This is a genomic window from Ruegeria sp. CK3, assembly GCF_056536565.1.
This window is the reverse complement of record NZ_JBQFPV010000003.1, coordinates 36,497-62,284: the sequence shown is the minus strand read 5'-3', so window position 1 is coordinate 62,284 and position 25,788 is coordinate 36,497. Positions and strand designations below refer to the sequence as shown.

The following is a 25,788-nucleotide window of genomic DNA, read 5'->3' as shown; positions in this document are numbered from 1 at the left end:
AAGGACCAAGGACTCCGTCATGACCGACACCTCCAAATCCGCAATCGTGCTGAACGCCTCAGACGTTGCCGCGCTTTTGCCCTCAGTTGACGCGCTGGCCGCGATGCGCGCGCTGTTTACCGAGCTTGGGCGCGGGCAAGCCGTGCAACCGTCCCAAACCCTGACGCTGTTCCCCGAAGACAAGGGCGATTTCATCACCTATCTGGGGGCAAGCACCGGGGCCGATCTGTTTGGCGCCAAACTCTCGCCCTATTTGGTGCGCCCTGGCAAACCCGTGATTACTGCGTGGACAGTTCTGATGTCGATGGAAACCGGCCAGCCCCTTATGCTGTGCGATTCCGGTGAGCTGACGACCGAACGCACCGCGGCCACGACCGCTTTGGCCGTCGACCACCTCGCCCGCCCCGAGGCCAAGGTTCTGTCGATCATCGGCTCCGGCAAGGTGGCGCAAGCACATCTGAAGCATGTTCTGGCCCTGCGTGACTGGGGCGTCATTCGCGTCTATTCCCCCAACCTTGCGCAAAACGCCGAGCTTGCAGCGCAGTGGCAGGCGACAGACAGCCGCGTCCAACTGGCTGACAGCGCGGAAGCCGCCGGTCAGGGCGCGGATGTCGTCATGCTCTGCACCTCGTCCGGTACGCCCGTGTTCGACACCGCGTCAGTCGCCGCTGGAACATTGGTCACCTCAATCAGCACCAATGTCGCCAACGCGCATGAGGTCGACCCGGCGTTCCTGAACACGGCCGAGGTCTATTGCGACTATCGCGCCACCACGCCCGGTTCGGCCGGAGAAATGAAACTGGCGGCCGAGGTCGGTTGGCAACCCGACAACATTCGTGGTGATCTGGCCGAATTGCAGGTTGAGGCCTGCGAGACGCCGTCGGGCGACACACCGGTCTTCTTCCGCTCAATCGGGTTGGGGCTAGAGGACATCTTCATGGCCCGCGCCGTCTATGACGCGGCTTCGGCGTAACTGAAAGCAGGAGGAAAGACCCATGGACATCAAACCTTTCGGCGTCGAAATGTGGATGAATGAGTTCGAGACGAAATGCGACCTCAACCTCGCGGAAACCTGCGTGGAATCCATCACTCTGGGTGAACTGTTCGAGATGGCCGGGCAGCACAACAGCATCCTGAACGACCTGTCAGCGATGAAGATGACCTATGGCGCGATCGAAGGCTCGGACCGGTTGCGCGACGCGATTTGCAGCCTATACGAAAACCAGACACGCGAAAACATCCTGACCACGCATGGCACTATCGGGGCGAACTCGCTGGTGCATCAGACCCTCGTGGCGCGCGGGGATCACGTGATTTCGGTGATCCCGACCTATCAGCAGCACTACTCGATCCCCGAAAGCATTGGGGCCGAGATCGAGTTACTGCACCTGAAGCCCGAAAACGCGTTCCTGCCCGATCTGGATGAATTGCGCGCCATGGTCCGCCCCGACACGCGCCTGATCGCGATCAACAACCCCAACAATCCAACGGGCGCGCTGATGGATCGCGAGATGCTGGAACAAATCGTCGAGATCGCGCGCAGCGTCGGTGCGTGGCTGCTGTGTGATGAGGTCTATCGCGGTACCGATCAGACAGAGGATGGCTTCACGGCGGCGGTCGCTGATCTCTACGAAAAGGGGATCAGCACAGCGGGGATGTCCAAAGCCTATTCTCTGGCCGGACTGCGCGTTGGCTGGATCGCGGGGCCCAAGGATATGCTGCATGACGTGATGATCCACCGTGATTACAACACCATCTCGGTCGGTCAGGTCGATGAGCTGCTGGCCGCCATGGCGCTGGAAAATCGCGACAAAATTCTGGATCGCGCCCAGCGAATCACCCGTGAGAACCTGCAGATCGTCGAAGACTGGATCGCGCAGGAGCCTCTGATCTCATGGGTCAAGCCGAAATCAGGCACCACCGCGCTGCTTAAATACGATCTGCCCATGTCCTCTCGTGAACTGTGCGTGACCTTGCTGAAAGAGGACGGCGTGATGCTGACCCCCGGCAGCGCCATGGACATGGAGGGCTGGCTGCGTCTGGGTTACACCAATCCCACGGCGGATCTGGTAGCGGGTCTTGAGAAATTCTCGGGCTTTCTGGTCCGTCACAGCGCCACCTGAGAGGGACATGGATGATCCAGCTGGACAAGGCGCAGATTCAGGATCGTTTCGACTTCCCCAAGGCCGTCGATGCGATCCGCGCGGCCTATACCGCCGTGGCGCAGGGACGGGTTCAGACCCCGCCCGTCACCTATCTGGGCTTCCCCGAGGCCGCAGGGGATTGTCACGTCAAATCCGGCCATATCGAAGATGACGATATCTTTGTCATCAAGATCGCGACCGGGTTTTACGACAATCCCTCCAAAGGCTTGCCCAGCTCGAACGGCATGAACCTTGTCTTTTCGGCCAAAACCGGTGCGCCGGTGGCCTTTTTGCAGGACGAGGGCTGGCTGACCGATATCCGCACTGGCATTGGCGGGGCTTTGGCAACGCAGGCGCTTGCGGTTGAGGGGTTTGAGCATGTGCTGATCGTCGGCACCGGCTTGCAGGCCCGCCATCAGGCAAAGTGTCTGCAACAGTTGATCCCGGATCGCCGTCTGTCTTTCCAAATCTGGGGGCGGTCCCCGGATCAGGCCAAGGCGACAGCCGAAGACCTGATCTCAATGGGGCTAAAGGCTGAACGCGCCGATGACCTGCCCTCGGCCTGCAAAACGGCGCAAGCCATCATCACGACAACACCTGCGCAGAGCTTTCTGATCGCAAACGACTGGGTGCAACCGGGCACACATATCTCAGCCATCGGAGCCGACTGCCCGGGCAAACAGGAGCTTGAGACCGATCTGATCGCCCGTGCCGATCTGCTGGTCTGCGATTCACTGGATCAATGTCTGGATCATGGTGAGTTCCAGACCCTTGCCAAGACCGGCCGCCTGACCGAGGCCGATGTCACCACACTCGGGAATATCCTGTCGGGCGCGCATCCCGGTCGGCAATCGACCGATCAGATCACCATCGCAGATCTGACCGGGTTGGCGGCTCAGGATATTGCGATCTCAAGCGCGTTGCAGATAGAAACCGGACAACTGGCGTAGACAGCTTAGTCAAGGATCGCAACGGGCTGACCCAAGACTTCGGTATCGGGGGTCACCCCAAGCCCAACCCCTTCGGGCGGAGCAATACGGCCGTTTTCGCGCACGGGCCCATCCGGCGCAAGGCGGGGGCCGACATAGTGGCTGAGGTCACAGGTGTTCATGATCCCGCGCGCAGGGGTCGAGGCAGCCAGATGCAACAGCGCAGCCGTGGTGATGTCGCTGCCCCACGTATCCTCGATACACATCTGCGTGCCCAGGGTCAGACACAGGTCGCGGATCTGACGCATCGCGGACAGGCCGCTCATCTTGGACAGTTTCAACGCAACGGCCTGCATACAGCCCAACTGATGCGCCTGAATGACCGAGGCAATATCTAACGCGTTCTCGTCGATCTTCATGGGCAGACCGGTTGAGCGCTGAACATTGGCGCATTCTTCCAGCGTCGCGCAGGGTTGTTCCAGCATCACATCCAGATGGGACGCCGCACGCCCCACGCGGATCGCTGTCAAAGCATCGCTGCCGCAGTTCCAATCGCCATAGACCAGCGGGCCGAGGCCAACGGCCTCACGCACTTTGGCCAATCGCTCGACATCCGTTTGCCAGTCTGCATCGGCACCCAGCTTTACCTGAAACTGGCGCATACCTTTGTCAAAAGCATCGCGCGCCATCCGGGCCATCTCATCCGGGGCGACACACGTGATCGAGTGATAGAGCGGTATGTCCTTGACCTGACGCCCGCCCAACAGTTTGTACAAAGGCAGACCGGCAGCCTGCGCCGTCAGATCCCAAAGCGCCGTATCAATGGCCGATTTCGCATATCCGTGGCCCGGAAGGTATGCGTTCAGTTTCTCCATCAAAGCCTCGGGCCCAACGGGATCGGCCCCGATCAATACCGGCACCAACTCGGTCACAGCTGGAACGACACCTTTGGCATAAGCCGGCAGATAATGAGGGATCGGGCAGACCTCCCCCCAGCCCTGCAAACCTGTATCCGTATCGAGCCGCAGAACAACGGACGTCGTGGTGTCGCAGGTTTTCCCATCCGCCATGTAGTAGGTTTCATGGCTGGTCAGCGGGACTTCCCAAACGGCAATGCGAGTGATCTTCAACTTAGACTTCCTTTTGGCCCAGAGCTTGTTGAAGGGCAGGTGCGCGCGCCCTGCCCCCTTCGCATTTATGCCGGAACTGCGGCTGGAGCGTCTGTTCTGGGACGCTCGGACTTCGGATCATAGGCCGCTTCGCCAAGGATGCGCCCCTTGCGTGGGCTGCCGGCGATCACGACCTCGACCTCAGTGCCGGGGACATTCACATGTGGCTTGACGAAAGCAAAGGCGAGGATCTTGCCGACGCTATGACCATAGGCAACCGAAGCCGTCGCGCCTACGACCTCGCCGTCGATGCGGATTGCCTCACCCCCATGACCATCTTCGATGCCGTCCGGCTCGATTTCCAGATAAGCGCAGACCCAAGGCATTTGACCGGCTTGGGCCTGTGCGGCGCTGGCCCGCGTGGCCTCAACCCCCAGATACTCTTTGTCCAGCTTGAAGAATCGGCCCACATTCGCCTCGGGCAAAGTGACCTCATTGGTCAGCTCACCAGCGCCAGGGAAGGCTTTCTCCATCCGCAAGCTGTTCATCGCGAACGAGCCGTAGTTCTCGATCCCAAATGCCTCACCCGCGGCCCAAAGCGCGTTGTAGACGTCAACGCAAGCTTCATCCGGCATGTGGAATTCCCAGCCCAATTCACCCGCATAGGACATGCGGAAGGCCCAGACCTTGTGCCCGGCGATGGTGATTTCCTGCGCCGACAGCCACCGGAAACCGGCATTGGACAGGTCGGCATCGGTGCATTTGGCCAGCACCTCGCGGGATTTTGGCCCGTTCAGGGACAAAGCCGACCAATCTTCGGAGAGCGTTTTGACGGAGACGGTCTCTCCCGCGAGGTTCTGGTTCAGGTGATCCACAAGGCGTTGCTCAAAGAACGCGGCGCAGACCAGATAGTAGCGATCTTCGGCCATGCGCACGATCGTGGTCTCAAGCTCGATCCGTCCCCTTCGGTTCAAAAAGTGCGTGAGCGTGATCGAGCCATCTTTTTGCGGCATCTTGTTCGCGGTCAGGCGGTCCAGCAGCGCATAGGCGTCCGGCCCCGAGGCCTCAACCTTGGTGAAGGCGGTCACGTCCATGATCCCCACGCGCTCACGCACGGCCTGACATTCCAGTGCAACCATGTCGAAGACCTCGTTACGGCGGAACGAGTAGTGGTCGCGCTGTTCCACGCCATTTCTGGCGAACCAACGGGGGCGTTCGTGGCCGAAGACCTCCTCATAAACCGCGCCTTTTTCCTTGAGGATCTCATATAGCGGAGACGGCTTGATCGGACGTCCCTCAAGACGGTTGAAATGCGGAAAGGGGATCTCGTGGCGCAGCTTATAGTCTTCATGCGCCTTGACGACTTGCCAGTCTTTCTTGGCGTAGCTGCCAAAGCGGCGCGGGTCATAGTCGCGCATGTTGATATCGGCGGCCCCGTGAACCATCCATTTCGCCAGTTCGCGGGTCAAACCCGGACCCCAGCCAATGCCGATCTGCGTGCCGCAGCAGCACCAGTAATTCTTAACGCCCGGTGCAGGGCCAACCATAGGGTTGCCATCGGGCGGATGGCTGATCGCGCCATGCACCTCGCGGGTAATACCCAGTTCGGCAAAGATAGGCATCCGCTCCAGCGAGTTTTCCAGCCACGGCATCACGCGGTCATAGTCGGCCTCAAACAGCCAGTTCTCGTACTCCCAAGGACATTCATCATGCCAGACAGAATTCGAGTTTTCTTTCTCATAAATCCCGATCAGGCCCTTCTTCTGCTCCATCCGGATATAGCCCGACACCATCTTGTCATCGCGGATCACCGGCAGTTCCGTGTCCAGATCCTGAAATTCAGGCACGTTCTCGGTGACAAAATAGTGGTGTGTCATCGAGGTCATGGGCAGCTGCAGATCGGACCATTCGCCCATCTGCCGCGCATAGGTGCCGCCTGCGTTGACCACATGTTCGCAGGTGATCGTACCCTGTTCGGTCTCGACCACCCATTCGCCTGCATCAGTCTGCGTGATGTTGGTCGCGCGGCAATGTCGGAAGATCTTCACGCCTTTCTGCCGAGCACCCGCCGCCATGGCCATGGTCACGTTCGAAGGGTCAACATGGCCATCATCGGGCGTATACAGCGCGCCTAGGACTCCATCGAGATTGTAGAACGGGTGCTTTTCGGCAATAAACTCGGGCCCCACCAGCTCAATATTGAAGCCGAGGGCGCGACCGACGGACAGCGTGTGGCGCAGCCAGTCCATCTCATCCTCGGTATAGGCCAGCCGGAACGAGCCGCAACCATGCCACGTGACGGCCTGACCGGTCTCTTCTTCCAGCGTTTTCGAATAGAGGCCGATATTGTAGTCGACCATCTTGCCCAGCCCATAAGAGCTTGTGGAATGAGTGATCTGACCCGCCGCGTGCCAAGTCGAGCCGCTGGTCAGCTCGGCCTTTTCCAGTAGGATGGTCTCCTCTCCCCATCCTTCGTGGCCAAGGTGGTAGGCCAGGCCACAGCCCATGACCCCGCCGCCAACAATGACGACCTTTGCGCGTTCGGGCAGTTCTTTCTTGGACATCGCAGGATTCCTGTTCCAGAGTCGCAGATTTCTGTGGATTTGATAATCAAACAAATGTACCACGGTCAACACATAACGACACAAATGAACGCTACCAAAGGCAAGCCCCTCGGTTTCCAAGTTGAGGATCCATCATGACCAAGCCGCTCACCCACTCGCTCGAGGCCCGCTACTACACCGATCCCGCTGTCTTCGAAGATGAGATGAACGGGCTGCTGGCGCGGACATGGCAATTCGCAGGACACGCGGCCGATATCCCAAATGTGGGCGACTACTTCGCCTTTCAGATTGCCGGGCAGAACCTGTTTGCCATTCGCGGCAGGGATGAGGTGGTCCGCACCTTCTACAATGTGTGCCAACACCGCGCGCATGAGATGGTGACCGGAACCGGCAATACTCGGGTTGTGGTCTGCCCCTATCACCAATGGACGTATGAACTGACTGGCGGGCTGCGCGCAGGGCCTAACATCAAATCGGTCCCCGGCTTTGAACGGGAAAAAATCTGCCTGACCGAGGTTCGTACCGAGATTTTTCTGGGCTTCATCTTCGTCAATCTCGACAAAGATGCCGCCCCGATGGACGACTGGTATCCCGGCGTGCGCGAAGAGATCGCCGAATTCGTACCCCATATAGATGACCTCGCGCCGCTGGAATGGGTCGAGATTCCGGAGGATTGCAACTGGAAGGTCTCCGTCGAGAATTACTCGGAGTGCTACCACTGCCCATCGAACCACCCCACCTTTGCGGAGGGCGTGGTGAAGCCGGAAACCTATGACATCCGGCCTGACGAACAAGGGGGCTACGTGCTGCGCCATACGACCGAGTGTCAAGCGCTAGACAAAATGACCTATCCGATCGACCTGTCGGTGCCCCATGCCGGCGACTATCAGTCGTGGTTCCTGTGGCCCATGTTCTCATTCCAGTGCTATCCGGGGAATGTGCTAAATACCTATCACTGGCGCGCCGAAACCGTGGACACATGTACCGTCTGGCGGGGCTGGTATACGGAAGGCGGCCATGAAAGCGATGTGATCCGGGGGCTGGCTGTACAGGATCGCGAGACCACAGTGGCCGAGGATATTCGCCTGGTCGAATCCGTGTACCGCGGCCTCAAGTCCAAGGGCTATGTGCCCGGCCCACTGGTTCTGGATCCCAAATGCGGCGTGATGAGCGAACATTCCATCGCCCGGCTGCAACAATGGATGCGGGACGGCGTAGACACACCCGACTGACCTGAAACGCTTTTGGATTCCGTACGGTAGAACCTGCCACTGCGCGGGTTGACCTGCGACTCATTGTTTTTGGATTTGGATATAAAGGCAAGTCCCATCTGGCAGGAGACCCGTCTGCCGGATTGGCTGACCAATAGTCAACGGGTCGCATAATCACGAGGAAGACCTATGGATGACACCCTGTTCGAAATCGGGCTAAAGCAACGCAAATCGACCCTGGGCGCAGAATATGTGGAAAAGAACCTTGCGGCGGCCGATGACTTTACTCGCCCGTTTCAGGAGGCCATGACTGCCTGGTGCTGGGGCTTTGGCTGGGGCGACGACATAATTGACGCCAAAACGCGCTCGATGATGAACCTCGCCATGCTGGGTGCGTTGGGCAAAATGCACGAATGGGAAATCCACTGCAACGGCGCCCTGAACAATGGCGTCACCAAAGAGGAAATTCAGTCGATCATTCACGTGGTCGGAATCTATTGCGGTGTTCCTCAATCGCTGGAGTGTTTCCGCGTGGCGCGCAAGGTGCTGGAGGAACGGGATCTACTATGAAGCCCGCTTTGAAACAGCGATCAGAGGTGTCGATTCCCGCAACAGGCACCAGAGCAATCCCGCTCGACCAGACGTCTTTGGCACAACCGCGTACGGGGACGGTTCAACATGAGACAACGTTGAAAACAAACAGCAATTCCCGGCAGAGCCGCCAAATGGATTTTGCGCGCCTTCGCGCCCAATTTCGCAGCTCTGCCCCCGGTATTTACAGCGCTGCAGCACAATTTGTTTCGCTGTTTCACCATCTTGGGTCTATTGTCTCAGGTATCGGTCCGACAAAAAGTCGGGCCATATAAAAAAATGATCATCACAACAGGGAGAACATAAACCAATGATCAAAAAGTATCTGCTCTCAACGGCCTGCGCAGGTCTTGCCGCGTTTTCGGCATCACAAGCAGCGGCTGCGGATGAAATCACCGTCGCCTATTTCCTCGAATGGCCGATGCCGTTCCAATACGCCAAGGCCAATGGCACCTATGAAGAAGAGATGGGCGTCAAGATCAACTGGGTGTCCTTCGACACCGGGACTGCGATGTCGGCTGCTATGGCATCCGGCGACGTTCAGATCGCTGTAAGCCAAGGCGTTCCGCCGTTCGTTGTGGCCACTTCAGCTGGTCAGGACCTGCAGGCCGTCGATGTTGCGGTTAGCTATTCGGACAACGACAACTGCGTCGTGGCCGAAGCGCTGGAAATCGACAAGACCAACGCCGGCGAGTTGAACGGCAAGAAAGTCGGTGTTCCGATTGGCACAGCCGCGCACTACGGATTCCTGTCCCAGATGGCTCATTTCGGTGTGGATACCAGCTCGCTCGAGATCGTCGACATGGCACCCGCCGATGGCGCGGCAGCCTTTGCTCAGGGCAACCTGGACATGGTCTGCGGCTGGGGCGGCGCGCTACGTCGTATGACTGAACATGGCAACGTATTGCTGACCGGAGCTGAGAAGGAAGAGCTTGGCATTCTGGTGTTCGACGTCACAAGCGCACCGACTGCGTTCATTGAAGAAGAGCCGGAACTGCTGTCCAAGTTCCTCAAAGTGACTGCTGACGCAAACGCGCAGTGGAACGCAGGTGAGTCCAAGGACGAGATGCTGGCCGTGATCGCAAAGGATGCAGGTATGGACCTGGCCGATGCCGAGGCGACCATCGCGACCTTCACCTTCCCGTCTGCCGAAGAGCAGCTGTCTGACAAATGGCTGGGTGGTGGCGCGCATGAGTTCATGGGCGGCGTTGCCAACGTCTTTGTGGATGCGGGCAGCATCGACTCGGCGCTGGACTCCTATGAGGGCGCTGTAAACAGCGCGCCGCTGGCGGCCGCGTCCAACTAATACAACATACATATTCCGGGGGCCGGTCATCCGGCTGGCCTTCGGAAACAACAGCAGGAAGGAAACGGAATGCCTGAACTGGACATCATTGATTTGTCCATGCGCTTTGACTTGCCCAACGGTACCTCTGTGCAAGCCCTTCAGGACGTCACGCTCAGCCTTAAAGAAGGTGAGTTGGTCTCGGTCCTCGGGCCCTCGGGATGCGGCAAAACAACGTTGCTGAACATCGTCGCGGGCTTCCTTGCGCCCACCTCGGGCCGGGTCGAGCTAAATGGCCACGTGGTCGAAGGGCCAGACGCGGAACGCGGCATGGTGTTTCAGAAAGGCGCCTTGTTCGAATGGATGAACGTGCGCGAAAACGTGGAATTCGGCCCGCGCATGAAGGGCATGCCCAAGGAAGAGCGCGATAAGATCTCGGACCATCTTCTTGAGGTAGTCGGCCTTCAGGACTTCAAGGAAAAGGCCGTTTATGAGCTGTCGGGCGGTATGCAGCAGCGCGTGGCCCTGGCCCGGTGTCTGGCGAATGAGCCGGACGTGATCCTAATGGATGAGCCTTTGGGTGCGCTGGACGCGCTGACCCGGGAAAAAATGCAGGGGCTGGTCCTGAAACTCTGGAAAGAGACGGGCAAGACCATCATCCTGATCACCCACTCGGTCGAAGAAGCCCTGTTGCTGGGTGAACGCCTGATCGTGATGGCCCCGCGTCCGGGGCGCATTCACAAGGAATACAACCTGCCTTTCGCGGAACGCGGCGTGAACGCCGACCTTCGCGATGTCAAAAAATCCGAAGGTTTCGCCGAAACCCGAGATGAAATCCTGTCGATGATCTGGGAAATGGAAGAAGAAATCATGGGCCGGACGGAGCAAGCATCATGATCGTACTTCTGTTTTATATCGGCCTGTTCGGCGGCGCGTTTTTGATCGTTCATCTGCTGCGCAAGGGTCTGCAAAGCCGTCAGGACTTTACCAGCCTAAAAACCGTGACCTTTGGCGATGAAAGCGCTGTGCGCGCGGATCGCGCAGCCTCGATCATCTCGATTCTGGTTATCTTCGTAATCTGGGCGGCATTCACAGGATCGAAACTGATCCCGCTACATGTTCCGGGGCCATTTGTGGGCGAAACCCAATTCACCTACACGGTCGAGAATGCAGACGGCACGACTGATGACGCCACCGTCTTCATCCGCGTCCCACCCTTCGGAGAAGACGCAGAAGACTTCGAGGTTGATCCCGGTACGGGCTTCGCCAAAGACGATGCATTTGCTGCGCCAACCGGGCGGTCCTCGACCATCTTGTTTGACAAGAACGACGACGCCAAACGCGCAGATGGCGCAAAGATCATCGCGATCAATGGCAATCCGATCGGTCCTGACGCAAAAGTCAATGTTGGCGACGGCACTGTATCGCTGACCGGGAAGGGCGCCATCAGTTTTACTCCAGCGCAGGGTTTGCAAATGAACCCGATCTGGCTACCTGCGCCGGAAACGGTCGTCGCGCGTTTCTTCGAGATCGCCAATGAAGGCTATCAGAACTTCTCGCTTTGGCAGCATTTAGGCTGGTCGTTGCTGCGAGTAATCGCAGGCTTCATCGCCGGGGCCATCGTGGGTATTCCGCTGGGTTATGCGATGGGCTTGTCGGGCTGGTTCCGCGGTTGGTTCGACCCGATTGTCGAGTTCATGCGACCTGTCCCTCCGCTGGCGCTGATCCCGCTGGTCATCATCTGGTTCGGAATCTGGGAGACCGGCAAGATCGTTCTGCTGTTCCTTGCCGCCCTTTGGATCATGACCATTGCCGCCCGTGCGGGGGTTTCGGGGGTGAATATCTCCAAGATCCACGCGGCCTATTCGCTGGGTGCATCCAAATGGCAGATCATGCGTCATGTGATCGTCCCGAACTCTCTGCCCGAGATCTTCACGGGTGCGCGAGTCGCGATGGGCGTCTGCTGGGGCACGGTTGTTGCGGCGGAGCTGGTCGCGGCGCAGAAAGGGGCTGGTATGATGATCATCGCGGCCTCGAAATTCCAGCTGACCGACATCGTGATCATGGGCATCGTGCTGATCGGCATTATCGGCTACGGCATTGATATCCTGATGCGCAAAGCCGAGAACGTGCTGGTTCCATGGAAAGGTCGTAGCTGACCTAAAATACCAAAAACACCGGCAGATTGACCCGCTCGTCGATCTGCCGGTTTTTCTGTCCAAGCGTTTCTCTCGCAAACTACACAAGTTAGCGCGCAGATTGAAACCAACTGGCAACTGACGGTTGCAGCACCTAGACTTGGCCTCGAACCTGACTGTCCGCATCGCAGCGCCAGTCACTATGGGCCGCCGTGGAGCTTCAATGCGTGTCACTGTTGGGATCGCTGTGTCAATGCTCGTCGCTTTGTCCATCGGCGTGTCAACCTTCATTGTGCATTCTCTGTGGTGGACAACGGCGCGGGACAACAGTCAGATGCTGGCCGCCGAGATCAACAGCCAGATCTCGAACACAGTCCGGATTGAAGTTGGCCTGACCCTCAGATCCGCCGAGGCTGCCTGGGCTGCTGTCCGGACGATCTTCATTCAAAACGTGATCGAGACACGTCAGGCCGACAAACGCGAATTTGTGTTTCTGTCTCAGCTGCAATCTCAACCAAATATCTCGTGGATCACCTTCGGCTGGCCCGATGGTAATTTCTTTGCGGCCCACCGGCTGGGGGATAGCGGGCTTGAGATGATCGAGATCGACGAGAACATTCACGACAGGAAGCTGCGCAGAGACCGCTATATCTTCATCCCTGGCGACATCCAGTTCGAAGAACGCAGCTTTACCGAGACAGATTACGACCCGCGCGAACACCCCTGGTATGACAACTTCATCGACCGCGACACGCCAGATTGGATCGAAGTGCGCGATCTGCCAAACAGCGACAAGACGGTGTTTGCCTATTCCGGCCCAATCGACGTACGCCGCCAGCGGCAAGGCGTGCTGTCGGTTGCCATTGATACCGACCGCCTGTCCCGCTTTCTGGGGTCCCTGCGCCCCGGCGAGTTCGGCGCGGCCTTTATCCTAAGCGCCGATGGCAAGGTCATTGCCGTGCCCGATCCCAACGCGGACGAAATCACCCCGGCCCGCATGGGTGAGGGAGAGCTGTACGAAGTAGCGAAACTCTCGGGCCAGAAACTGCTGGCCGAAGCAGACGAGGTCGTTGCGGGCACCCTGACAAAACGGGTCGTGTACGACGACGTAGCCTATGCGGTCGCTTTGACGCCACTGGGGTTCTATGGCTGGCGTGTGGCGACCGTCATCCCGGAATCGGCCTTTCTGTCCGGGATCGACCGGACGCTGATAAATCTGGTTTACATCCTTCTGGGTGTGGTGGCCTTGGCGACCATCGCCGCGATCTGGCTGGTGCGCCGGGTCGTTGCCAACCCGTTGTCACGCGTCGCTGAAGACCTCAGCCGGATTGAGCGGTTCGATGTCGAGCAGGTCTCACGTCGTCCCTCACGTTTGGTTGAACTTGAGAACCTCTCTGCTGCGACGGCGAGCATGGCGGCCGGGCTGTCGGCCTTTCGGAAATATGTACCGACCGATCTGGTGAAAATGCTGGTCGCCGCAGGTGTGAAATCGCAACCCGGTGGCGAGACCAAACAAATCTCGGTCCTGTTTTGCGATGTGTCTGGCTTCACCGGTCTGGCCGAGAAACACGGCCCAAAGGTCGTGGAACTAATGGAGCCGTTCTTCAACGCGGCCTCCTCTACGATCGAACGCCATGATGGGACGCTCGACAAGTTCATCGGCGACGCGGTGATGGCCTTCTGGGGTGCGCCAAGGCAGAATCCGAACCACGCGGAACACGCCTGCCGCGCGGCTTTGGAACTGGTGGAAGACATTGAAAACTCAGCCCTGAAAAGCCAGTCGGACGAGGCCCTGCATGTTCGGATCGGGCTGAACAGCGGCGAAGCGCTGGTCGGCAATATCGGGTCCGAGCATCGCCTGAACTACACCGCCATTGGCGACGTGGTAAACGTCGCCAGCCGGTTGGAAGGCGTCAACAAAACCTACGGCACCGCAATCCTGATCGGCCCCGAAACCCGGCGCGAAGCGGGCGACGCGATCATTGCCCGTGAATTGGACACGATGGAGATCGTGGGCCGGTCCGAGGAATTGGTCGTCTTTGAACTGATCGCAATGGCCGGCGACACGCCTGAACCGCCCGCCTGGATCGCGGCCTACGAAACTGGCCTGACGCATTTCCGGGCCGGGCGATTTGCCCAGGCCATCAACGCGTTCAAATCTGCCGACACCCTGCGTGGTGGCGACCCGGCATCAGTGGTGATGATCGAACGGGCGCAGGCCGCGCTTTGACAAACCACATCACGAGGCCTGTCGTTTAAGGCCCTGAATGACGACCCCGCAGGATTGAATTAGCTTGTCCAGCTCAGCGCCGTAGTTCTCGGCCCCGCTGCGCAAAAGCCCCTCGACCGATTGTGCCTTGGCGGCCAATTCCGTTTCACCAAAACTGGACACACTGCCATAGACCCGGTGAACGAGGAACTCGATCCGGTCCCTGTCGCCTTGGCCCTGAGCTTTCTTAAGCTCGACATAGCAGTCTTCGAGCGACTCTCGGAATGTCAGGAAAACCTCTTCCAACTCTTCATTGCTCAGGAATTTCCGCAAGCGCTCCTTGGTGTCATCTTTGTTAGGGATGTAGGATATCTCAGGCGACGGCTGCCCGAGTGAGGCCCGCATGGCGCCATAGAGCACCCGCTCATCCAAAGGTTTGGAGACCACCGCGTCAAAGCCAGCGTTCGTATATTCATCCAGATCTTCCGGCATCACATTGGCCGTCACCGCAATTGTCGTGATCGGTTTGTCCAATCCCATTTCCTTGGCGATCCGCTTCAGGTCGCGCGCCAGTTGAACGCCGGTCGTGTCGGGCAGTCGGATATCGGTCAAAATGCAATCGGTGTCATTTGGACGGAAGCGGGTAATCGCCTCTTTGCCGTTGGTCGCTGCGGTGACCGTGTGGCCATCCCTCTCCAGAAGGCTTTTGAGGATCTCCATGCTGGTCGGATCGTCCTCGATGATCAAAACGTTTTGCTTCGTCCCGACAGTGGCTGCAAAACCTGCCATCTCGGATTGCGGGCTTGGGGCTGGGGCCGCGTGGAAAGGCACTTCGACCCGGAACACTGTCCCCTCGCCTAGATTGCTTTTGACTGACACCTGCCCATTCAGCGTTGAGACCAACCCACGTACAATCGAAAGCCCCAGACCGGTCCCGCCTGTTTTGCGTGAGTCGATGTTCGAGGCCTGCGTGAAGGGCTCGAAAATATCTGACACCTGATGTTCGGGCACGCCAATCCCAGTATCGCTGACCGTAAAGGCCACCGACTGCTTTGATTGCTCAAAAGACAACGTAACCGAGCCTTCATTCGTGAACTTCACCGCATTGCCCAGAAGATTCAGCAGAATGTGCCTCAGGTGGCCGCTATTGCCGCTGAGATAAACGCCATCGTCAAACTGCGGGATGATCAACTGTACGTTCTTCGACCGAGCCAGCGGGCGCAAGACGGCCTCGAGGTCTTGCAGAACTTCGGACAGGTTGAAGGTGCGGAACTCGCGATCTTCGGGCTTTTCCTCAAGACGCGCGATGTTGAGGACATCGTCGATCAGATTGCGCATCGCAAGGCTCGAGCGTTCAATCTCATCCAGTCTCTGGTCCAGAGACTCGGGATCCTGCGGGGTCAATTTGATCAGGCGGATATTGCCCACGATGCCATTCAGCGGCGTGCGCAGCTCATGACTTGCGGTTGCCAGAAACTGGGATTTCGCCTCATTCGCCTTTTCCGCATCGTTGCGCGCCTTTTCCAGATAAACACTCTGCACGAAATTCGCTCGCAGTGTGCGCTCGGAAAAGAACTTGGCATAGAGACCGATCAGAACAGTGGAAGCCAAAACGAAGGAGGGGCCAATCCAGGTATCAATACCGCTGCTCAAGCTCGTTTTGTCGAACACCAGATAGTACGAGACCGGTACGAACAGCAAAAGTTGCAACGCTGCCGAGTGGGAAAAGACAAAGGGCAGGAACACGGTGCCCGCAAGGCTAATAAGCGCAAAACGATACAAGAAATCCTTGGATTCATGATCCCCGGAAAAAGCAAAGGCGGCCCAAATGGCAAGATACATCATCGACCAGCCGGTGGAGATGATCACGGGCAATGTGCGCGCCGGAAGTTTGTGAGAGAAAAAGAACAGCCCGAAGATAAACGAGATGATGAACAGCCGTGCGCCCCAAACAGCCAGATCCTGACCCGAGAAGCTGCGGGAATGGAGAACAAAAACTTCAAGAAAGGCAAAGACGACGTAGAAAGACGCACCAAACAGCAGCGCTGTGCGGAATTGCCCACGTGTGGATTCGAAGTACCAATCGCGGTATTGGGCCTCAAACTTCTTATCCAGAAAGTTCTGGGTGACCGCGTTGATCGGTTCGTCATATATGAAAGCGCGGGGTTTCACTGTCGCGTCACCCCGAGGCGATAGCCGACCCCGTGGACCGTCACTATGATCTTGGGACCATCGCCGCCATCCGACAGCTTCCTGCGGATCTTGGCAACCAGAGCATCAATCGTGCGCTCTCCGGCGTCATGGTCCGGCGACAGGGCAACTGCATCCAGCAGTACCGACCGGGACAGCACCCGACCGTTCGCGTTGACGATGGCCATCAGCACGTCGAACTCGGCCCGTGTGACGGGTATGACCTCGTGCTGGGCGTTCCAGACCTGTCGACTGTCCAGATCAATCTCGATCTCGCCCAGCCGGACTCTGGAATCCTGCCGAGGCATCTGAGCCTGCGGGTTTGTGCGCCTGAGGACCGCATTGATCCGGGACAAAAGCTCATCCGGGTCAAACGGCTTGGTCAGATAGTCGTCACCCCCGATGTCCAACCCGCTGATCTTGTCGCTGGCGCTATTGCGGGACGACACGAAGATGATCGGAGGGTGCGCCGATTTCGCCCGCATCGAACGCGCCAGCACCAGACCGTCCTCATCCGGCAACCCGAGGTCTAGCAGCGCGATATCCACCGATTGAGACGCAAGCGTTGTGCGCGCATCCGCAACATTGGACGCCTGAAGAACATTGTAATGCGGCCGAAGGAGCGCGGACGTCAGAGCAAGCAATGACGGGTCGTCCTCTACCAACAATACGTTCAGCTTCTTCAACTCTGTGGTCCTACCTGTCTGTTTCTAAACACAGCTTGGCACGTGTGAGTGTTTACGTCCAAACCATCCCCACACTCTTTTTGGAATATGTTCAGCCACGGACACAAGCCTAGCGTGCGTAAGAACCCGGCCCGTTAACATCTGGTTAACATCTGCATCGCGGTTTGGTGACAATTTGATTTTAATCTCTGTTTCAACGTCCCGATTTGTTGGTGCAGTTATGTTGAATACATCTTTTGAAATTATTGAGCCCATCGACGATCCCGAACTGTCTGAACTTCCAGCGCCATGCAGCAAGCATAGCACTCTGGCAGTCGTTGATATGGAGAGTAACGAACCGGTGGTCGTAAAGACCTTCCCGGTTCGCCCGACGATCATCCACCCTCAGCCGAGCGCATTGATCGACCAAACGTTCGAGGACAATATCGCCGAATACGAGGCTGATGGTGAAAACAAAAGCCTGTTGGTCACAATCATGATGACCGATGTGGTAAACTCGACCGAGATCGTCGCGCGTCTAGGCGATGCCGAGTGGCGCGATATCATGGACGCTCTGGATGCGGCAGCGCTTGAGACTGTTGCAGAACACGAAGGGACACTCGTGAAACTCATGGGTGACGGCATGTTGGCGATCTTTCCCCGCCCCAGCGCCGCCATTGCCTGCGCCAAGGCCTTTCGGGCCACGGCAGACGCGCTTGGCCTAAAACTCCGGGCCGGTATTCATTGTGGCGAGTGCTTGCGCACCACCAACGATGTGACAGGCATCGCAATCGCAATCGCGGCCCGTGTTCTCAGCCTGACACCCGGTGGACAGACATGGGTTTCCAGCACCGTGCGCGATCTGGTTTTGGGTCTGGGGCTGGAGTTTCAGGAAATTGGACCCAAACAGCTGAAAGGCCTGAGTGACGATTGGGTTCTGTATCAATTGGAGGGTGACGCCGAGAAGTAGTCGCCTTCATAGAATTTCTTGCCTCCCACCGGCTTGAGGGGGAACCGGGTCTCCGACCAGAACGGAACTGCGGTTCGCAGGTTAGGCACGAGGTAAAGAAAGTGATGCGCGGGTGAACGGTTTGTTAGGGTATTAGAGTGGTTTTTTATTGGTCCCGTTCACCCAGCGCAGCACAGTCCACAAAGGCCATGATCTTGCTTGCAGCGCCGATTTGAGCGGCGTGAACACGATCATCATGACAATGCCCAGCGAGAACAGACACCAGATCGCAGGCATTTCCGTAGGGCTATCGGTTGAGGCCCAGGCCAGCGTGGGCCCGATAAGCAGTTGAAACCCCGAGACTTTCCATGCGCCCAGAGCGGCGGGCAGCAGAAACATCACCGTAAAATAGACCGGGAAGTTCAGATCATATTGCTGCCCAAAAATCGTTGCAGGCAGGCTTTCACCCAGATCATTCAGTGGCAAATGCCACCCTATGTGCCAGCTTTCCGCCTTCACACACAGATGATCGCTGCACAAAAGACGACCCGGTCGGCACGGGCCTGCCCACTCGAACGGATAAATTTGCAGCAACAGATACGCTCCAGTCACTGCGCCAAGACCTAAGACCACGGGAGCTATCATACCGCGCACATCCTTTGGGATGAAATACAACGCGAGAATGCCGGTAAACAGCGGCTGAAAGGCGATATGTATATAGGCCAGCAACGCGGCGACCTGATTTTGGGGCAATGCGCATTGCCCTTCGACGGAATAGGAATAGCCCTGCAGCACCTCAATCGCGGTGAAATACACCAGCGGAGACCAGAGCAACGGGCTCTCGCCTTGTCGTATGGCCTTGACGGTAGCGATCACCCCGACGGCAGCGATGGTATAGGACGCTGGCCCGCTCCAACACATTGTTATATCAATCCTTCAAACCACTCGTCTTGGGATCAGTATGCATTCGGTCAGCCCTCAAGAAAGCCTTTTTTCGGTCGACGACATTCTTGAGGATTTCGCGCGGTTCGACTTTCCCCTGAAAGACATCTGGCTCAGCGCGGCACGGTTTCATTTCCAGAATCTCGACCCTGAAATCTGCGCCCTGCCCCCCGGCGCGCGGGCGCTAGAGATCGGCTGCGGGGCAGGTATCCTGCTGACCATGCTGCGCCAGCGGAACCCTAACATTTCGCTGGACGCCATTGAGCCTTTCGCCGAAGGCTTCGCACCGATGGAGCATGTTCTGGATCACGCCGCCAAACTGGGCGGAGACATCCAACGCAGTACCTATGAGGCCTTCACTCCGCCGCAGCCCTATGACCTGATCTACATGGTCAACGTGCTGGAGCATTTGCCGGATTGGCGTCATTTCCTGGATACTCTGCCGCGATTTCTGGGCCCACAGGGCCGCTGCCTGATCTTGTGCCCCAATTACGGCTTCCCGTATGAGCCGCATTTCAACATCCCCGCGCTTAGCTCAAAGACCCTGACAGGGCGACTGTTTCGAAAGCGGATTACATGGGTTGAGGACACCTACGAAGTTCATGGGTTGTGGAACAGCCTCAACTTCGTTCGTCTTGCCCAGATCAAACGCCACCTAAAAGGGTCAAGCCTGCGCCTGCGCGTGCGGTCTGAGATCACCGACCGCATGATCGACAGATTCAACGATGATCCGGTATTTCAGGAACATATCGGCGTGTTCAACGCGATCGGGCGCGGGGCTAAAAAACTGGGCCTCACGCAGGTTGTTCGCCTTTGGCCATTCGAGAACATTCAGCCCTACATGTTTCTGGAGTTGTCCCAAACCGACGCCTGAGCCGGGAACCGCAACGCATTTGGCGGAAATCCAAAGCCGTGCTAACGATTGGGGACGCTAAGCGTTTTCATAGTCTCAATCATTTTCAGTGACGGTAATGAGTTCGATCAAGGTTCCAAGGGAATTCACAAAACCAGAAGACAGGATGGCCTTCAAAGCGCTGGCGATCAGCGCGGGCGTCGTCGCTGCAGGGCTTGCTATCCCTGCCCTTTTTCCCGGAGCATGGCTTTCCCTGACCTTAGGTTCGTTTCTGTTTGGAGCCGGTATACTTAGGCTCTACTCCATTCAGCATGATTGTGGGCACTACAGCTTTTTCACAAACCGCACGTGGAATGATCTGCTTGGAAACCTCCTGTGCCTCTTTTCCGGGATCGCCCATAGCGTTCTGAGGTATAATCACAACCTGCATCACCAGCATCTAGGCAATCTGGATCACCGGGACGCTCACGAGGTTTATGTGATGACCCGGCGCGAATATGAGACCGCGCCCCTCTCCAAGAAGCTGTTCTACCGCGCCTACCGGCACCCCATCACCTTGTTCTTGATCGGCCCGGTCCTGATCTACTTCGTCCAATACCGCTGGCCCCGAAACACGCGACGCGTCAGCGTCCGGGATGTTCTTTTGCAGAATATCGCCATGTTCACCTTCTGGGGCCTGATCATTACATTTCTTGGCTGGTGGAGTTTTTACGCCCTGATCCTTGGAAGCCTTCTTGCAGGCAGTTTTGGAATATTTGTCGTCTATGTCGGGCACAACTTCGAAGAAACCTATTGGCGGCAGTCGGGCGACAAAACTGCCCATGCAGCCGCTCTGCACGGTGCGAGTTCACTCCGACTGGGGCCGGTTGTGGATTTTGTGCTGCTGAATTTCGGCTTCCACGACCTGCATCACCTGAACGCCAAAATCCCTTGCTATCACCTCAAGACCTGCAACGCCTCAATCGCGCAGAACTGGAACAGCGCGGCAATCGACATCCGAGACGCGCTCAGTTGCCTGAAATGGAGGCTGTGGGACGAGGATACCAATCGGATGATCCCCTTCCCACATAGTCTGCGCCATGATCTCAGTCTGGACTGGCGCGGCCCGGCACCTTCGGCGGAGCTTTAGACCTGGCGCTACTGTGACGGCAGGCCGGTGTCGGGCATGGTGAAATCGTCCGGCAGGATCACGATATCCTTGGGGTCGACTGTCAGCCTCATCGACGTGGGCGAGGTCACCTCGACCACATTATGGAAATGGGCGTCATAGTCTTCGGGCAGAAGCATGCGATCGTCCCGGTCCCTCGGGTCCGCGCGCAACCAGGTATCGAACCCGGTCAAATCATCGAATTCATCTGCGAAATAGTCATGCAAGCGACGGAAAAGCTTGGGCCAGATTGCCAGATCCTGATAGTTCGCAGGGGTTACCTCGAAGTCTTGACCGGGGGCAGAAGCATCATCGGGATACAGTCCATTTCCAGTCGCGCGGGCCTGATCCGCAATCCCTCCGAGATGCCGGGCAAGTGAGATCGGCAGCGTCAGGTAGAACAGCGGATAGGACTGACCCGCCTCCAGGCTGCGCGCGTTGAAGCTCTGATCCACCCGCTCTGGCATCAGTTTGAATACCTCACCGTCCGGTTCAGGTGCATCACCCGAGTAGACAAAGGCCACAATCCGGCCGTGGCCGTCCAGACCATTGGTCAGGATGTAACCGCGAACCGGGTTATTTTCGACTTGCTTCACCTTGTTGGGCTTGTCATCCCAGAACACCACGTCTCCGAACCCGGCCCAATCCAACAGAAAATCGCGCGACGCCTCCGCGAGTGGTTTGTTCTGATGTGCGCTGCGGAAATGAGTTTCGAGCGCATCCAGCCCTTCAAACCGCAGATTGATCATCCCGCGCCCATTGAAGCCGGGCCGGGGCTGACCCGAACGCCAAAGGTCCTGAACCAGCGACGGGTCATCTGGCTTGAATTTCAGAGTATCTCCGTCAGGTTCCGGGCCCTGCTTTGGAATGTCGGGATAGAAAATATGAAACTCGCCCTTAATCAGCTTATAGGCCATTGCGCCCTCCGTAATTCATCAATCAACAATGATCGGATGGTGACGGCTAAGCGTAACAGTTTCAAGTCAAAGCGACCCCAGAGCGTTGGTGCCTTTAGGGCGCGGCAGGGCCATCACCTTGTCACGTGCCAGTGTACTCGCCTCGGCCCGATTCAGCGATAGCAACGTTTCTTCCGGCGTAAGACCTTTGGCCAGAGCTTTGACCCAAATCCGGCGCGCCGAGACGGGCGACCATGGCAGGGCCGCTTGCGACAACCACTGCCGCAACGGGGCGGGCAAGCTGTCAAAGACGGCCATGGGATCGCCCGCGCGCTTCCTGCGCCGCAAACTGCTTTGCCCCAGATTTCCGGTCATGCGGCCTCGTCCGGGTCTGTGATGGGGTCCAGCACCAGAACAAGCCGGGTCTCGCCGGTTCCTTCGATCGGAGGGGAACGGTGCATAAGACCCGACCGCGGTGTTTCCGGCCAACGTGTTCCACGCAACAGGATCGGAGACCCGGTTTGCACCGTAAAAACACGTTGCGGCTCCGCGCCATCGCGCGAAATGCCGTATTGCGTGCCGGTGCCGCGATAGGTGCAGACCAGTCGTGCCGTGATGGCGTCTATATGGAACTTACGGCAGGCGTTGGTTGTGACAACATCCAGCCGCAACCGCAAATATCGGGCCGAGACGAGGTCTGAGAACACCTCTGCAAGCAAGGTGATGTCTGCCTCCAACCAGTCCCGCTCGGGGCACGCCGGCAAACCGGACATGCCGCAGAGATGGCTGACTGTTTCGGCCACCTTGCCCAACGGAAGGATCACCCTCCCCTTCGGCAGGTCTTCGGGGTCAAGATCATTCAGCCAGCTTTGAACACTGGGGGGAGTTTGACGCCGCCAAAGTGCGGCAGCGCAACCGGGGTTGAGAAAGGCGCTCAGCGCCTCGGGCGTATCCGCAACGCCAACCCCAACGGCCGCACCGATCACGGTTTGGCGTACAATGCTCATGCTGCCGCCTCAGCTCGACGCCAAATCGGGAATGGGTCGGGATAGTCCGGCAAATTGTCGGGACCCAAGGCAGCAACGGCAGGTACGAGGCAGGCATCCAATCGCGCCCTGAGGGCTGGCCAGTCGATCCCCGCCCCGATGAACACGATCTCTTGCCGGCGGTCTCCCCATGGTTCTTGCCAATGGGCCTGTATATAGGCACGGGCACTGTCATGGGTTGGCCGCCGCTCTTCCGGCACCGAGGCCCACCACGTGCCCAAAGGCTGCACGCTGGAGAGCGCCCCAGCCTGCGAAAACTCGGCCACCCAATCGGGACGGGTCGAAGTCCAGAAATGCCCCTTGGCCCGGATTACACCCGGCAGATCGCCGTTCAGAAGCTCAAGGATACGCTCGGGCACGAAGGGCAGACGCGCCCGGTAGACATAAGACGCAACACCATATTCTTCAGTCTCCGGCACGTGGTCAGCAAAGCCATACAGCTCCTTGGCCCACATCGGATGCTCATGGGCTTTTTCGAAGTCAAACAGCCCGGTATCGAGGATTTTCTCAGCCGCCACAGCGGAGTGATTGACCTCGACGATCTCGGCATCCGCATTAAGGCTGCGGATGATCTTGCGGGCCGCGTCGACCTTTTCCGGCCCGGCATCGTCGACCTTGTTCAGGATCACGACATCGGCGAACTCGATCTGATCGGTCAGCAAATGGACGAGAGTGCGTTCGTCTTCCTCGCCCATGGTCTCACCGCGATCCTGCAGGAAGTCATGCGAGGAGAAATCCCCGAGCAGGTTTACCGCATCGACAACCGTCACCATCGTGTCCAGACGCGCCACATCGGACAGGCTTTCACCATACTCATCACGGAAATCAAAGGTCGCAGCCACCGGCAGAGGTTCGGAAATACCCGTCGATTCAATCAGCAGATAGTCAAAGCGCCCCTCGGCCGCCAGTCGGCGGACCTCATCCAAAAGGTCATCGCGTAGGGTGCAGCAGATACAGCCATTCGACATTTCAACCAGCGTCTCGTCCGTCCGGCTCAGCTCGGTATCGGCGCGCACGAGGTCGGCGTCGATATTCACCTCGGACATATCGTTCACGATCACCGCGACACGGCGACCTTCGCGGTTGTTGAGAACCCGGTTCAGCAAAGTGGTCTTGCCAGCCCCAAGAAATCCGGAAAGCACCGTGACGGGAAGGCGCGTATCTGACATATGAGTCTCCATAGCTCTGGATGCGGTTCTTGTAACTTTCATAGTTACTAGATTAATGCAACAGCCAAAGTTACGTTACCGGCAGGTTAGGAGAACCCCCTCATATGAAGCGCAATAGCCGCCTGTCACTTGCCCTGCATACGCTCAGCCATATGGCCGGAGAACCGGACCGTGTGCGCACCTCAACCGAAATTGCGGACCATGCTGGAACCAACCCGGTTGTTGTGCGTCGCGTTTTGGGAAAATTGCGCGCCGCCGGTCTGCTGACGTCAGAGAAAGGCCATGCCGGGGGATGGCGTCTGGCCCGCGGGCCGAGCGAAATCACGCTGGCCGACGTCTACCTTGCGCTGGACGAGCGCGTTGTCGCCAGCGGCCTTGAAGATGAGGCGCCAACCTGTTCTTTGGAACACGCCCTGCAAAAACGAGTACGCGGCGTTCTGGAAGAGATTGAGCAGAGCTTGGTTGAAAGACTGTCAGAGACGTCGATCAAAGAGGTCTGACACAGGCCCCTGCCTGGGTATCGAGACCTCTCTCTGTCTGCAAGAGCGGGCAATCGGCGGTGTGAAGAATACTGTCATACAGCGCGGCGCCGAAAAACCCTTCTCGATTTCGGGCTCCTCAAGCCGTATCAGCGTCAGTGGGTACCGCGCGGAACGAAGAATGGCTCGATCAGCAGGGTCTCACTGGCCTTTGCCGGTTCAGCCAGACGTTTTTCCAGCAAGGTGATCACATGTTCGACCGACAGGTCGATTGGATTGTTGATCGTGCTGAGATTGAACGCGGGCCACCCGGCCATTTCTATATCGTCAAAGCCCACAATCGAGAGTGTTTCGGGCACGTCCACGCCCAGCTCTCGCGCAGCGGTCAACGCCCCGATCGCGCTGGCATCATTGGCACAGATCAGCGCATCGAGGCTGTTATCCCGCAGCAGTTTCTGCGCTGCATTATAACCAGACCCAACCGTGAAATCTCCGACCTCTTCCGCGATCAGGGACAATCCTGCCGCCGCCAAAGTGTTGATCACCCCGGCCCTGCGATCATCTGAAGATCCGAACTCGGCAGCGCCCGCAATGAACCCAAACCGGGTGCGGCCTTTGTCCAACAGAACACGGGTCGCGAGGGTCATCCCCTCTGCATTCTTGCAGCACACATTGTCGATCCCCGCCGCATCCACGATCCGGCCCGACGAGATCATTGGGACCCCGAATTTGCTGCATTGCTCCACAAGCGCGCCGGGCATGCTGCCCCCGCGCAGAATCAGAGCATCCAGCGGATAGCGCAAAACCTGATCCATAGCTGATTCCGCGCTCTCGCCACTGCCATCAATCAGAATCGGCCACTTGTTCAGAGCGTTCAACTGCCCGACCAACCGGTTCACAAACTCTGAGTCGTAGGTACTGCGTTTGTTGCCGACAAAGACCGCCACGAGGTGCGATCGCCCCCCCTTCAACCCTGCCGCCAACGCGTTGGGTTGATACCCCATACGGTCAGCCATATGCATGATTTTTATACGTTTTTCAGCATCAAGGTAAGCCCCGGGCGTAAACGCACGGGACACGGCCGAGCGGGACACGCCCGCCGCATCGGCAACCGCCTGCGCCGTAACGCGGCGCGGTCTGTCCAGTTGTTTTTTGCTGTCATCAACCACGCCTAAGCTGTCCATCTTTTTTGTTTAATTTGTCAATATTGCTAGAAATCTTTCATCGAACTGTCATACGTTAACAGTATGTGGTCACGTGTGCAGTTTGCGG

General features: G+C 57.9%; 23 protein-coding genes. 13 read left to right on the top strand and 10 right to left on the bottom strand.

Annotated features, from left to right (window positions below):
* Positions 1–19 precede the first annotated feature (19 nt).
* From ACR0C3_RS04545 to ACR0C3_RS04535, 3 genes are read left to right on the top strand one after another with little or no spacing between them, the layout of a single operon-like run.
* Positions 20–973 carry an ornithine cyclodeaminase family protein gene (locus ACR0C3_RS04545; protein ID WP_480757373.1) on the top strand — a complete coding sequence of 318 codons (954 nt, stop codon included), beginning with the start codon at positions 20–22 and terminating at the stop codon, positions 971–973.
* Positions 974–995: 22 nt separating this feature from the next.
* Positions 996–2,123: an aminotransferase gene (locus ACR0C3_RS04540; RefSeq protein ID WP_480757372.1), complete on the top strand. Its 1,128-nt coding sequence runs from the start codon at positions 996–998 to the stop codon at positions 2,121–2,123.
* Between the two features lie 11 nt (positions 2,124–2,134).
* Positions 2,135–3,094 carry an ornithine cyclodeaminase family protein gene (locus ACR0C3_RS04535; protein ID WP_480757371.1) on the top strand — a complete coding sequence of 320 codons (960 nt, stop codon included), beginning with the start codon at positions 2,135–2,137 and terminating at the stop codon, positions 3,092–3,094.
* 5 nt (positions 3,095–3,099) lie between these two features.
* On the opposite strand, the gene ACR0C3_RS04530 is transcribed toward ACR0C3_RS04535, so the two are convergent.
* Both ACR0C3_RS04530 and ACR0C3_RS04525 read right to left on the bottom strand, forming a co-directional pair.
* Positions 3,100–4,203, bottom strand: a complete 1,104-nt coding sequence (locus ACR0C3_RS04530) for a mandelate racemase/muconate lactonizing enzyme family protein (RefSeq protein WP_480757369.1) — start codon at positions 4,201–4,203, stop codon at positions 3,100–3,102.
* Positions 4,204–4,268: 65 nt separating this feature from the next.
* Positions 4,269–6,746, bottom strand: a complete 2,478-nt coding sequence (locus ACR0C3_RS04525; protein WP_480757367.1) for an FAD-dependent oxidoreductase — start codon at positions 6,744–6,746, stop codon at positions 4,269–4,271.
* 134 nt (positions 6,747–6,880) lie between these two features.
* On the opposite strand from ACR0C3_RS04525, the gene ACR0C3_RS04520 reads away from it, so the two are divergent.
* From ACR0C3_RS04520 to ACR0C3_RS04495, 6 genes are all read left to right on the top strand, one after another.
* Positions 6,881–7,978, top strand: a complete 1,098-nt coding sequence (locus tag ACR0C3_RS04520; RefSeq protein WP_480757366.1) for an aromatic ring-hydroxylating oxygenase subunit alpha — start codon at positions 6,881–6,883, stop codon at positions 7,976–7,978.
* A gap of 168 nt (positions 7,979–8,146) precedes the next feature.
* Positions 8,147–8,527, top strand: coding sequence for a carboxymuconolactone decarboxylase family protein (locus ACR0C3_RS04515; RefSeq protein ID WP_480757364.1), 381 nt, complete (start codon positions 8,147–8,149; stop codon positions 8,525–8,527).
* A gap of 331 nt (positions 8,528–8,858) precedes the next feature.
* Positions 8,859–9,854, top strand: coding sequence for an ABC transporter substrate-binding protein (locus ACR0C3_RS04510; protein ID WP_170376958.1), 996 nt, complete (start codon positions 8,859–8,861; stop codon positions 9,852–9,854).
* 69 nt (positions 9,855–9,923) lie between these two features.
* The gene (locus tag ACR0C3_RS04505) at positions 9,924–10,730 is read left to right on the top strand and encodes a taurine ABC transporter ATP-binding protein (protein ID WP_170376956.1); all 807 of its coding nucleotides are present in this window, start codon (positions 9,924–9,926) and stop codon (positions 10,728–10,730) included.
* A complete protein-coding gene (locus tag ACR0C3_RS04500; protein WP_170376954.1) occupies positions 10,727–11,992 on the top strand; it encodes an ABC transporter permease in 1,266 nt (421 codons plus the stop codon). Before ACR0C3_RS04505 ends, ACR0C3_RS04500 begins: the two co-directional genes overlap by 4 nt.
* Positions 11,993–12,194: 202 nt before the next feature.
* Positions 12,195–14,201 carry an adenylate/guanylate cyclase domain-containing protein gene (locus tag ACR0C3_RS04495; protein WP_480757362.1) on the top strand — a complete coding sequence of 669 codons (2,007 nt, stop codon included), beginning with the start codon at positions 12,195–12,197 and terminating at the stop codon, positions 14,199–14,201.
* Between the two features lie 9 nt (positions 14,202–14,210).
* On the opposite strand, the gene ACR0C3_RS04490 is transcribed toward ACR0C3_RS04495, so the two are convergent.
* On the bottom strand, positions 14,211–16,352 hold the full coding sequence (locus ACR0C3_RS04490; protein ID WP_480757361.1) for an ATP-binding protein: 2,142 nt from the start codon (positions 16,350–16,352) through the stop codon (positions 14,211–14,213).
* Positions 16,349–17,056, bottom strand: a complete 708-nt coding sequence (locus ACR0C3_RS04485; protein WP_480757360.1) for a response regulator transcription factor — start codon at positions 17,054–17,056, stop codon at positions 16,349–16,351. The genes ACR0C3_RS04490 and ACR0C3_RS04485 overlap by 4 nt, the downstream gene beginning before the upstream one ends.
* Before the next feature lie 322 nt (positions 17,057–17,378).
* On the opposite strand from ACR0C3_RS04485, the gene ACR0C3_RS04480 reads away from it, so the two are divergent.
* Positions 17,379–18,005, top strand: a complete 627-nt coding sequence (locus ACR0C3_RS04480; protein WP_480757359.1) for an adenylate/guanylate cyclase domain-containing protein — start codon at positions 17,379–17,381, stop codon at positions 18,003–18,005.
* 132 nt (positions 18,006–18,137) lie between these two features.
* On the opposite strand, the gene ACR0C3_RS04475 is transcribed toward ACR0C3_RS04480, so the two are convergent.
* Positions 18,138–18,905 carry a DUF5765 domain-containing protein gene (locus tag ACR0C3_RS04475; protein WP_480757358.1) on the bottom strand — a complete coding sequence of 256 codons (768 nt, stop codon included), beginning with the start codon at positions 18,903–18,905 and terminating at the stop codon, positions 18,138–18,140.
* A gap of 40 nt (positions 18,906–18,945) precedes the next feature.
* Between ACR0C3_RS04475 and ACR0C3_RS04470 the strand changes: the two genes are divergently transcribed.
* Both ACR0C3_RS04470 and ACR0C3_RS04465 read left to right on the top strand, forming a co-directional pair.
* Positions 18,946–19,800, top strand: coding sequence for a class I SAM-dependent methyltransferase (locus ACR0C3_RS04470; protein WP_480757357.1), 855 nt, complete (start codon positions 18,946–18,948; stop codon positions 19,798–19,800).
* A gap of 145 nt (positions 19,801–19,945) precedes the next feature.
* On the top strand, positions 19,946–20,908 hold the full coding sequence (locus tag ACR0C3_RS04465) for a fatty acid desaturase (RefSeq protein WP_480757356.1): 963 nt from the start codon (positions 19,946–19,948) through the stop codon (positions 20,906–20,908).
* Between the two features lie 8 nt (positions 20,909–20,916).
* Here the strand turns inward: ACR0C3_RS04465 and ACR0C3_RS04460 are convergent, their stop codons facing one another.
* The 4 genes from ACR0C3_RS04460 to ACR0C3_RS04445 all read right to left on the bottom strand — a co-directional run bounded on the left by ACR0C3_RS04460 (position 20,917) and on the right by ACR0C3_RS04445 (position 24,037).
* Positions 20,917–21,843: a hypothetical protein gene (locus tag ACR0C3_RS04460; protein ID WP_480757355.1), complete on the bottom strand. Its 927-nt coding sequence runs from the start codon at positions 21,841–21,843 to the stop codon at positions 20,917–20,919.
* 66 nt (positions 21,844–21,909) lie between these two features.
* Positions 21,910–22,197, bottom strand: a complete 288-nt coding sequence (locus tag ACR0C3_RS04455) for a DUF6525 family protein (RefSeq protein WP_170640314.1) — start codon at positions 22,195–22,197, stop codon at positions 21,910–21,912.
* Positions 22,194–22,829 carry a DUF1826 domain-containing protein gene (locus ACR0C3_RS04450; protein WP_480757353.1) on the bottom strand — a complete coding sequence of 212 codons (636 nt, stop codon included), beginning with the start codon at positions 22,827–22,829 and terminating at the stop codon, positions 22,194–22,196. The genes ACR0C3_RS04455 and ACR0C3_RS04450 overlap by 4 nt, the downstream gene beginning before the upstream one ends.
* Positions 22,826–24,037 (bottom strand): GTP-binding protein, encoded by a 1,212-nt coding sequence (locus ACR0C3_RS04445; protein ID WP_480757352.1) that lies wholly within the window; start codon positions 24,035–24,037, stop codon positions 22,826–22,828. The genes ACR0C3_RS04450 and ACR0C3_RS04445 overlap by 4 nt, the downstream gene beginning before the upstream one ends.
* A gap of 104 nt (positions 24,038–24,141) precedes the next feature.
* Here ACR0C3_RS04445 and ACR0C3_RS04440 point away from each other — a divergent pair, with 104 nt between their 5' ends.
* The gene (locus ACR0C3_RS04440; RefSeq protein ID WP_480757351.1) at positions 24,142–24,537 is read left to right on the top strand and encodes an RrF2 family transcriptional regulator; all 396 of its coding nucleotides are present in this window, start codon (positions 24,142–24,144) and stop codon (positions 24,535–24,537) included.
* 134 nt (positions 24,538–24,671) lie between these two features.
* Here the strand turns inward: ACR0C3_RS04440 and ACR0C3_RS04435 are convergent, their stop codons facing one another.
* The gene (locus ACR0C3_RS04435) at positions 24,672–25,685 is read right to left on the bottom strand and encodes a LacI family DNA-binding transcriptional regulator (RefSeq protein WP_480757350.1); all 1,014 of its coding nucleotides are present in this window, start codon (positions 25,683–25,685) and stop codon (positions 24,672–24,674) included.
* Positions 25,686–25,788 lie beyond the last annotated feature (103 nt).

Excerpts from the sequence above, each read along its gene's own strand:
- ACR0C3_RS04525 (WP_480757367.1), bottom strand. The coding sequence starts at position 6,746 with ATGTCCAAGAAAGAACTGCCCGAACGCGCAAAGGTCGTCATTGTTGGC.
- ACR0C3_RS04445 (WP_480757352.1), bottom strand. The coding sequence starts at position 24,037 with ATGTCAGATACGCGCCTTCCCGTCACGGTGCTTTCCGGATTTCTTGGG.
- ACR0C3_RS04545 (WP_480757373.1), top strand. The coding sequence starts at position 20 with ATGACCGACACCTCCAAATCCGCAATCGTGCTGAACGCCTCAGACGTT.
- ACR0C3_RS04520 (WP_480757366.1), top strand. The coding sequence starts at position 6,881 with ATGACCAAGCCGCTCACCCACTCGCTCGAGGCCCGCTACTACACCGAT.
- ACR0C3_RS04450 (WP_480757353.1), bottom strand. The coding sequence starts at position 22,829 with ATGAGCATTGTACGCCAAACCGTGATCGGTGCGGCCGTTGGGGTTGGC.
- ACR0C3_RS04480 (WP_480757359.1), top strand. The coding sequence starts at position 17,379 with ATGGAGAGTAACGAACCGGTGGTCGTAAAGACCTTCCCGGTTCGCCCG.
- ACR0C3_RS04510 (WP_170376958.1), top strand. The coding sequence starts at position 8,859 with ATGATCAAAAAGTATCTGCTCTCAACGGCCTGCGCAGGTCTTGCCGCG.
- ACR0C3_RS04460 (WP_480757355.1), bottom strand. The coding sequence starts at position 21,843 with ATGGCCTATAAGCTGATTAAGGGCGAGTTTCATATTTTCTATCCCGAC.
- ACR0C3_RS04495 (WP_480757362.1), top strand. The coding sequence starts at position 12,195 with ATGCGTGTCACTGTTGGGATCGCTGTGTCAATGCTCGTCGCTTTGTCC.
- ACR0C3_RS04535 (WP_480757371.1), top strand. The coding sequence starts at position 2,135 with ATGATCCAGCTGGACAAGGCGCAGATTCAGGATCGTTTCGACTTCCCC.
- ACR0C3_RS04540 (WP_480757372.1), top strand. The coding sequence starts at position 996 with ATGGACATCAAACCTTTCGGCGTCGAAATGTGGATGAATGAGTTCGAG.
- ACR0C3_RS04500 (WP_170376954.1), top strand. The coding sequence starts at position 10,727 with ATGATCGTACTTCTGTTTTATATCGGCCTGTTCGGCGGCGCGTTTTTG.
- ACR0C3_RS04515 (WP_480757364.1), top strand. The coding sequence starts at position 8,147 with ATGGATGACACCCTGTTCGAAATCGGGCTAAAGCAACGCAAATCGACC.
- ACR0C3_RS04475 (WP_480757358.1), bottom strand. The coding sequence starts at position 18,905 with ATGTGTTGGAGCGGGCCAGCGTCCTATACCATCGCTGCCGTCGGGGTG.
- ACR0C3_RS04470 (WP_480757357.1), top strand. The coding sequence starts at position 18,946 with ATGCATTCGGTCAGCCCTCAAGAAAGCCTTTTTTCGGTCGACGACATT.
- ACR0C3_RS04455 (WP_170640314.1), bottom strand. The coding sequence starts at position 22,197 with ATGACCGGAAATCTGGGGCAAAGCAGTTTGCGGCGCAGGAAGCGCGCG.
- ACR0C3_RS04440 (WP_480757351.1), top strand. The coding sequence starts at position 24,142 with ATGAAGCGCAATAGCCGCCTGTCACTTGCCCTGCATACGCTCAGCCAT.
- ACR0C3_RS04505 (WP_170376956.1), top strand. The coding sequence starts at position 9,924 with ATGCCTGAACTGGACATCATTGATTTGTCCATGCGCTTTGACTTGCCC.
- ACR0C3_RS04465 (WP_480757356.1), top strand. The coding sequence starts at position 19,946 with ATGGCCTTCAAAGCGCTGGCGATCAGCGCGGGCGTCGTCGCTGCAGGG.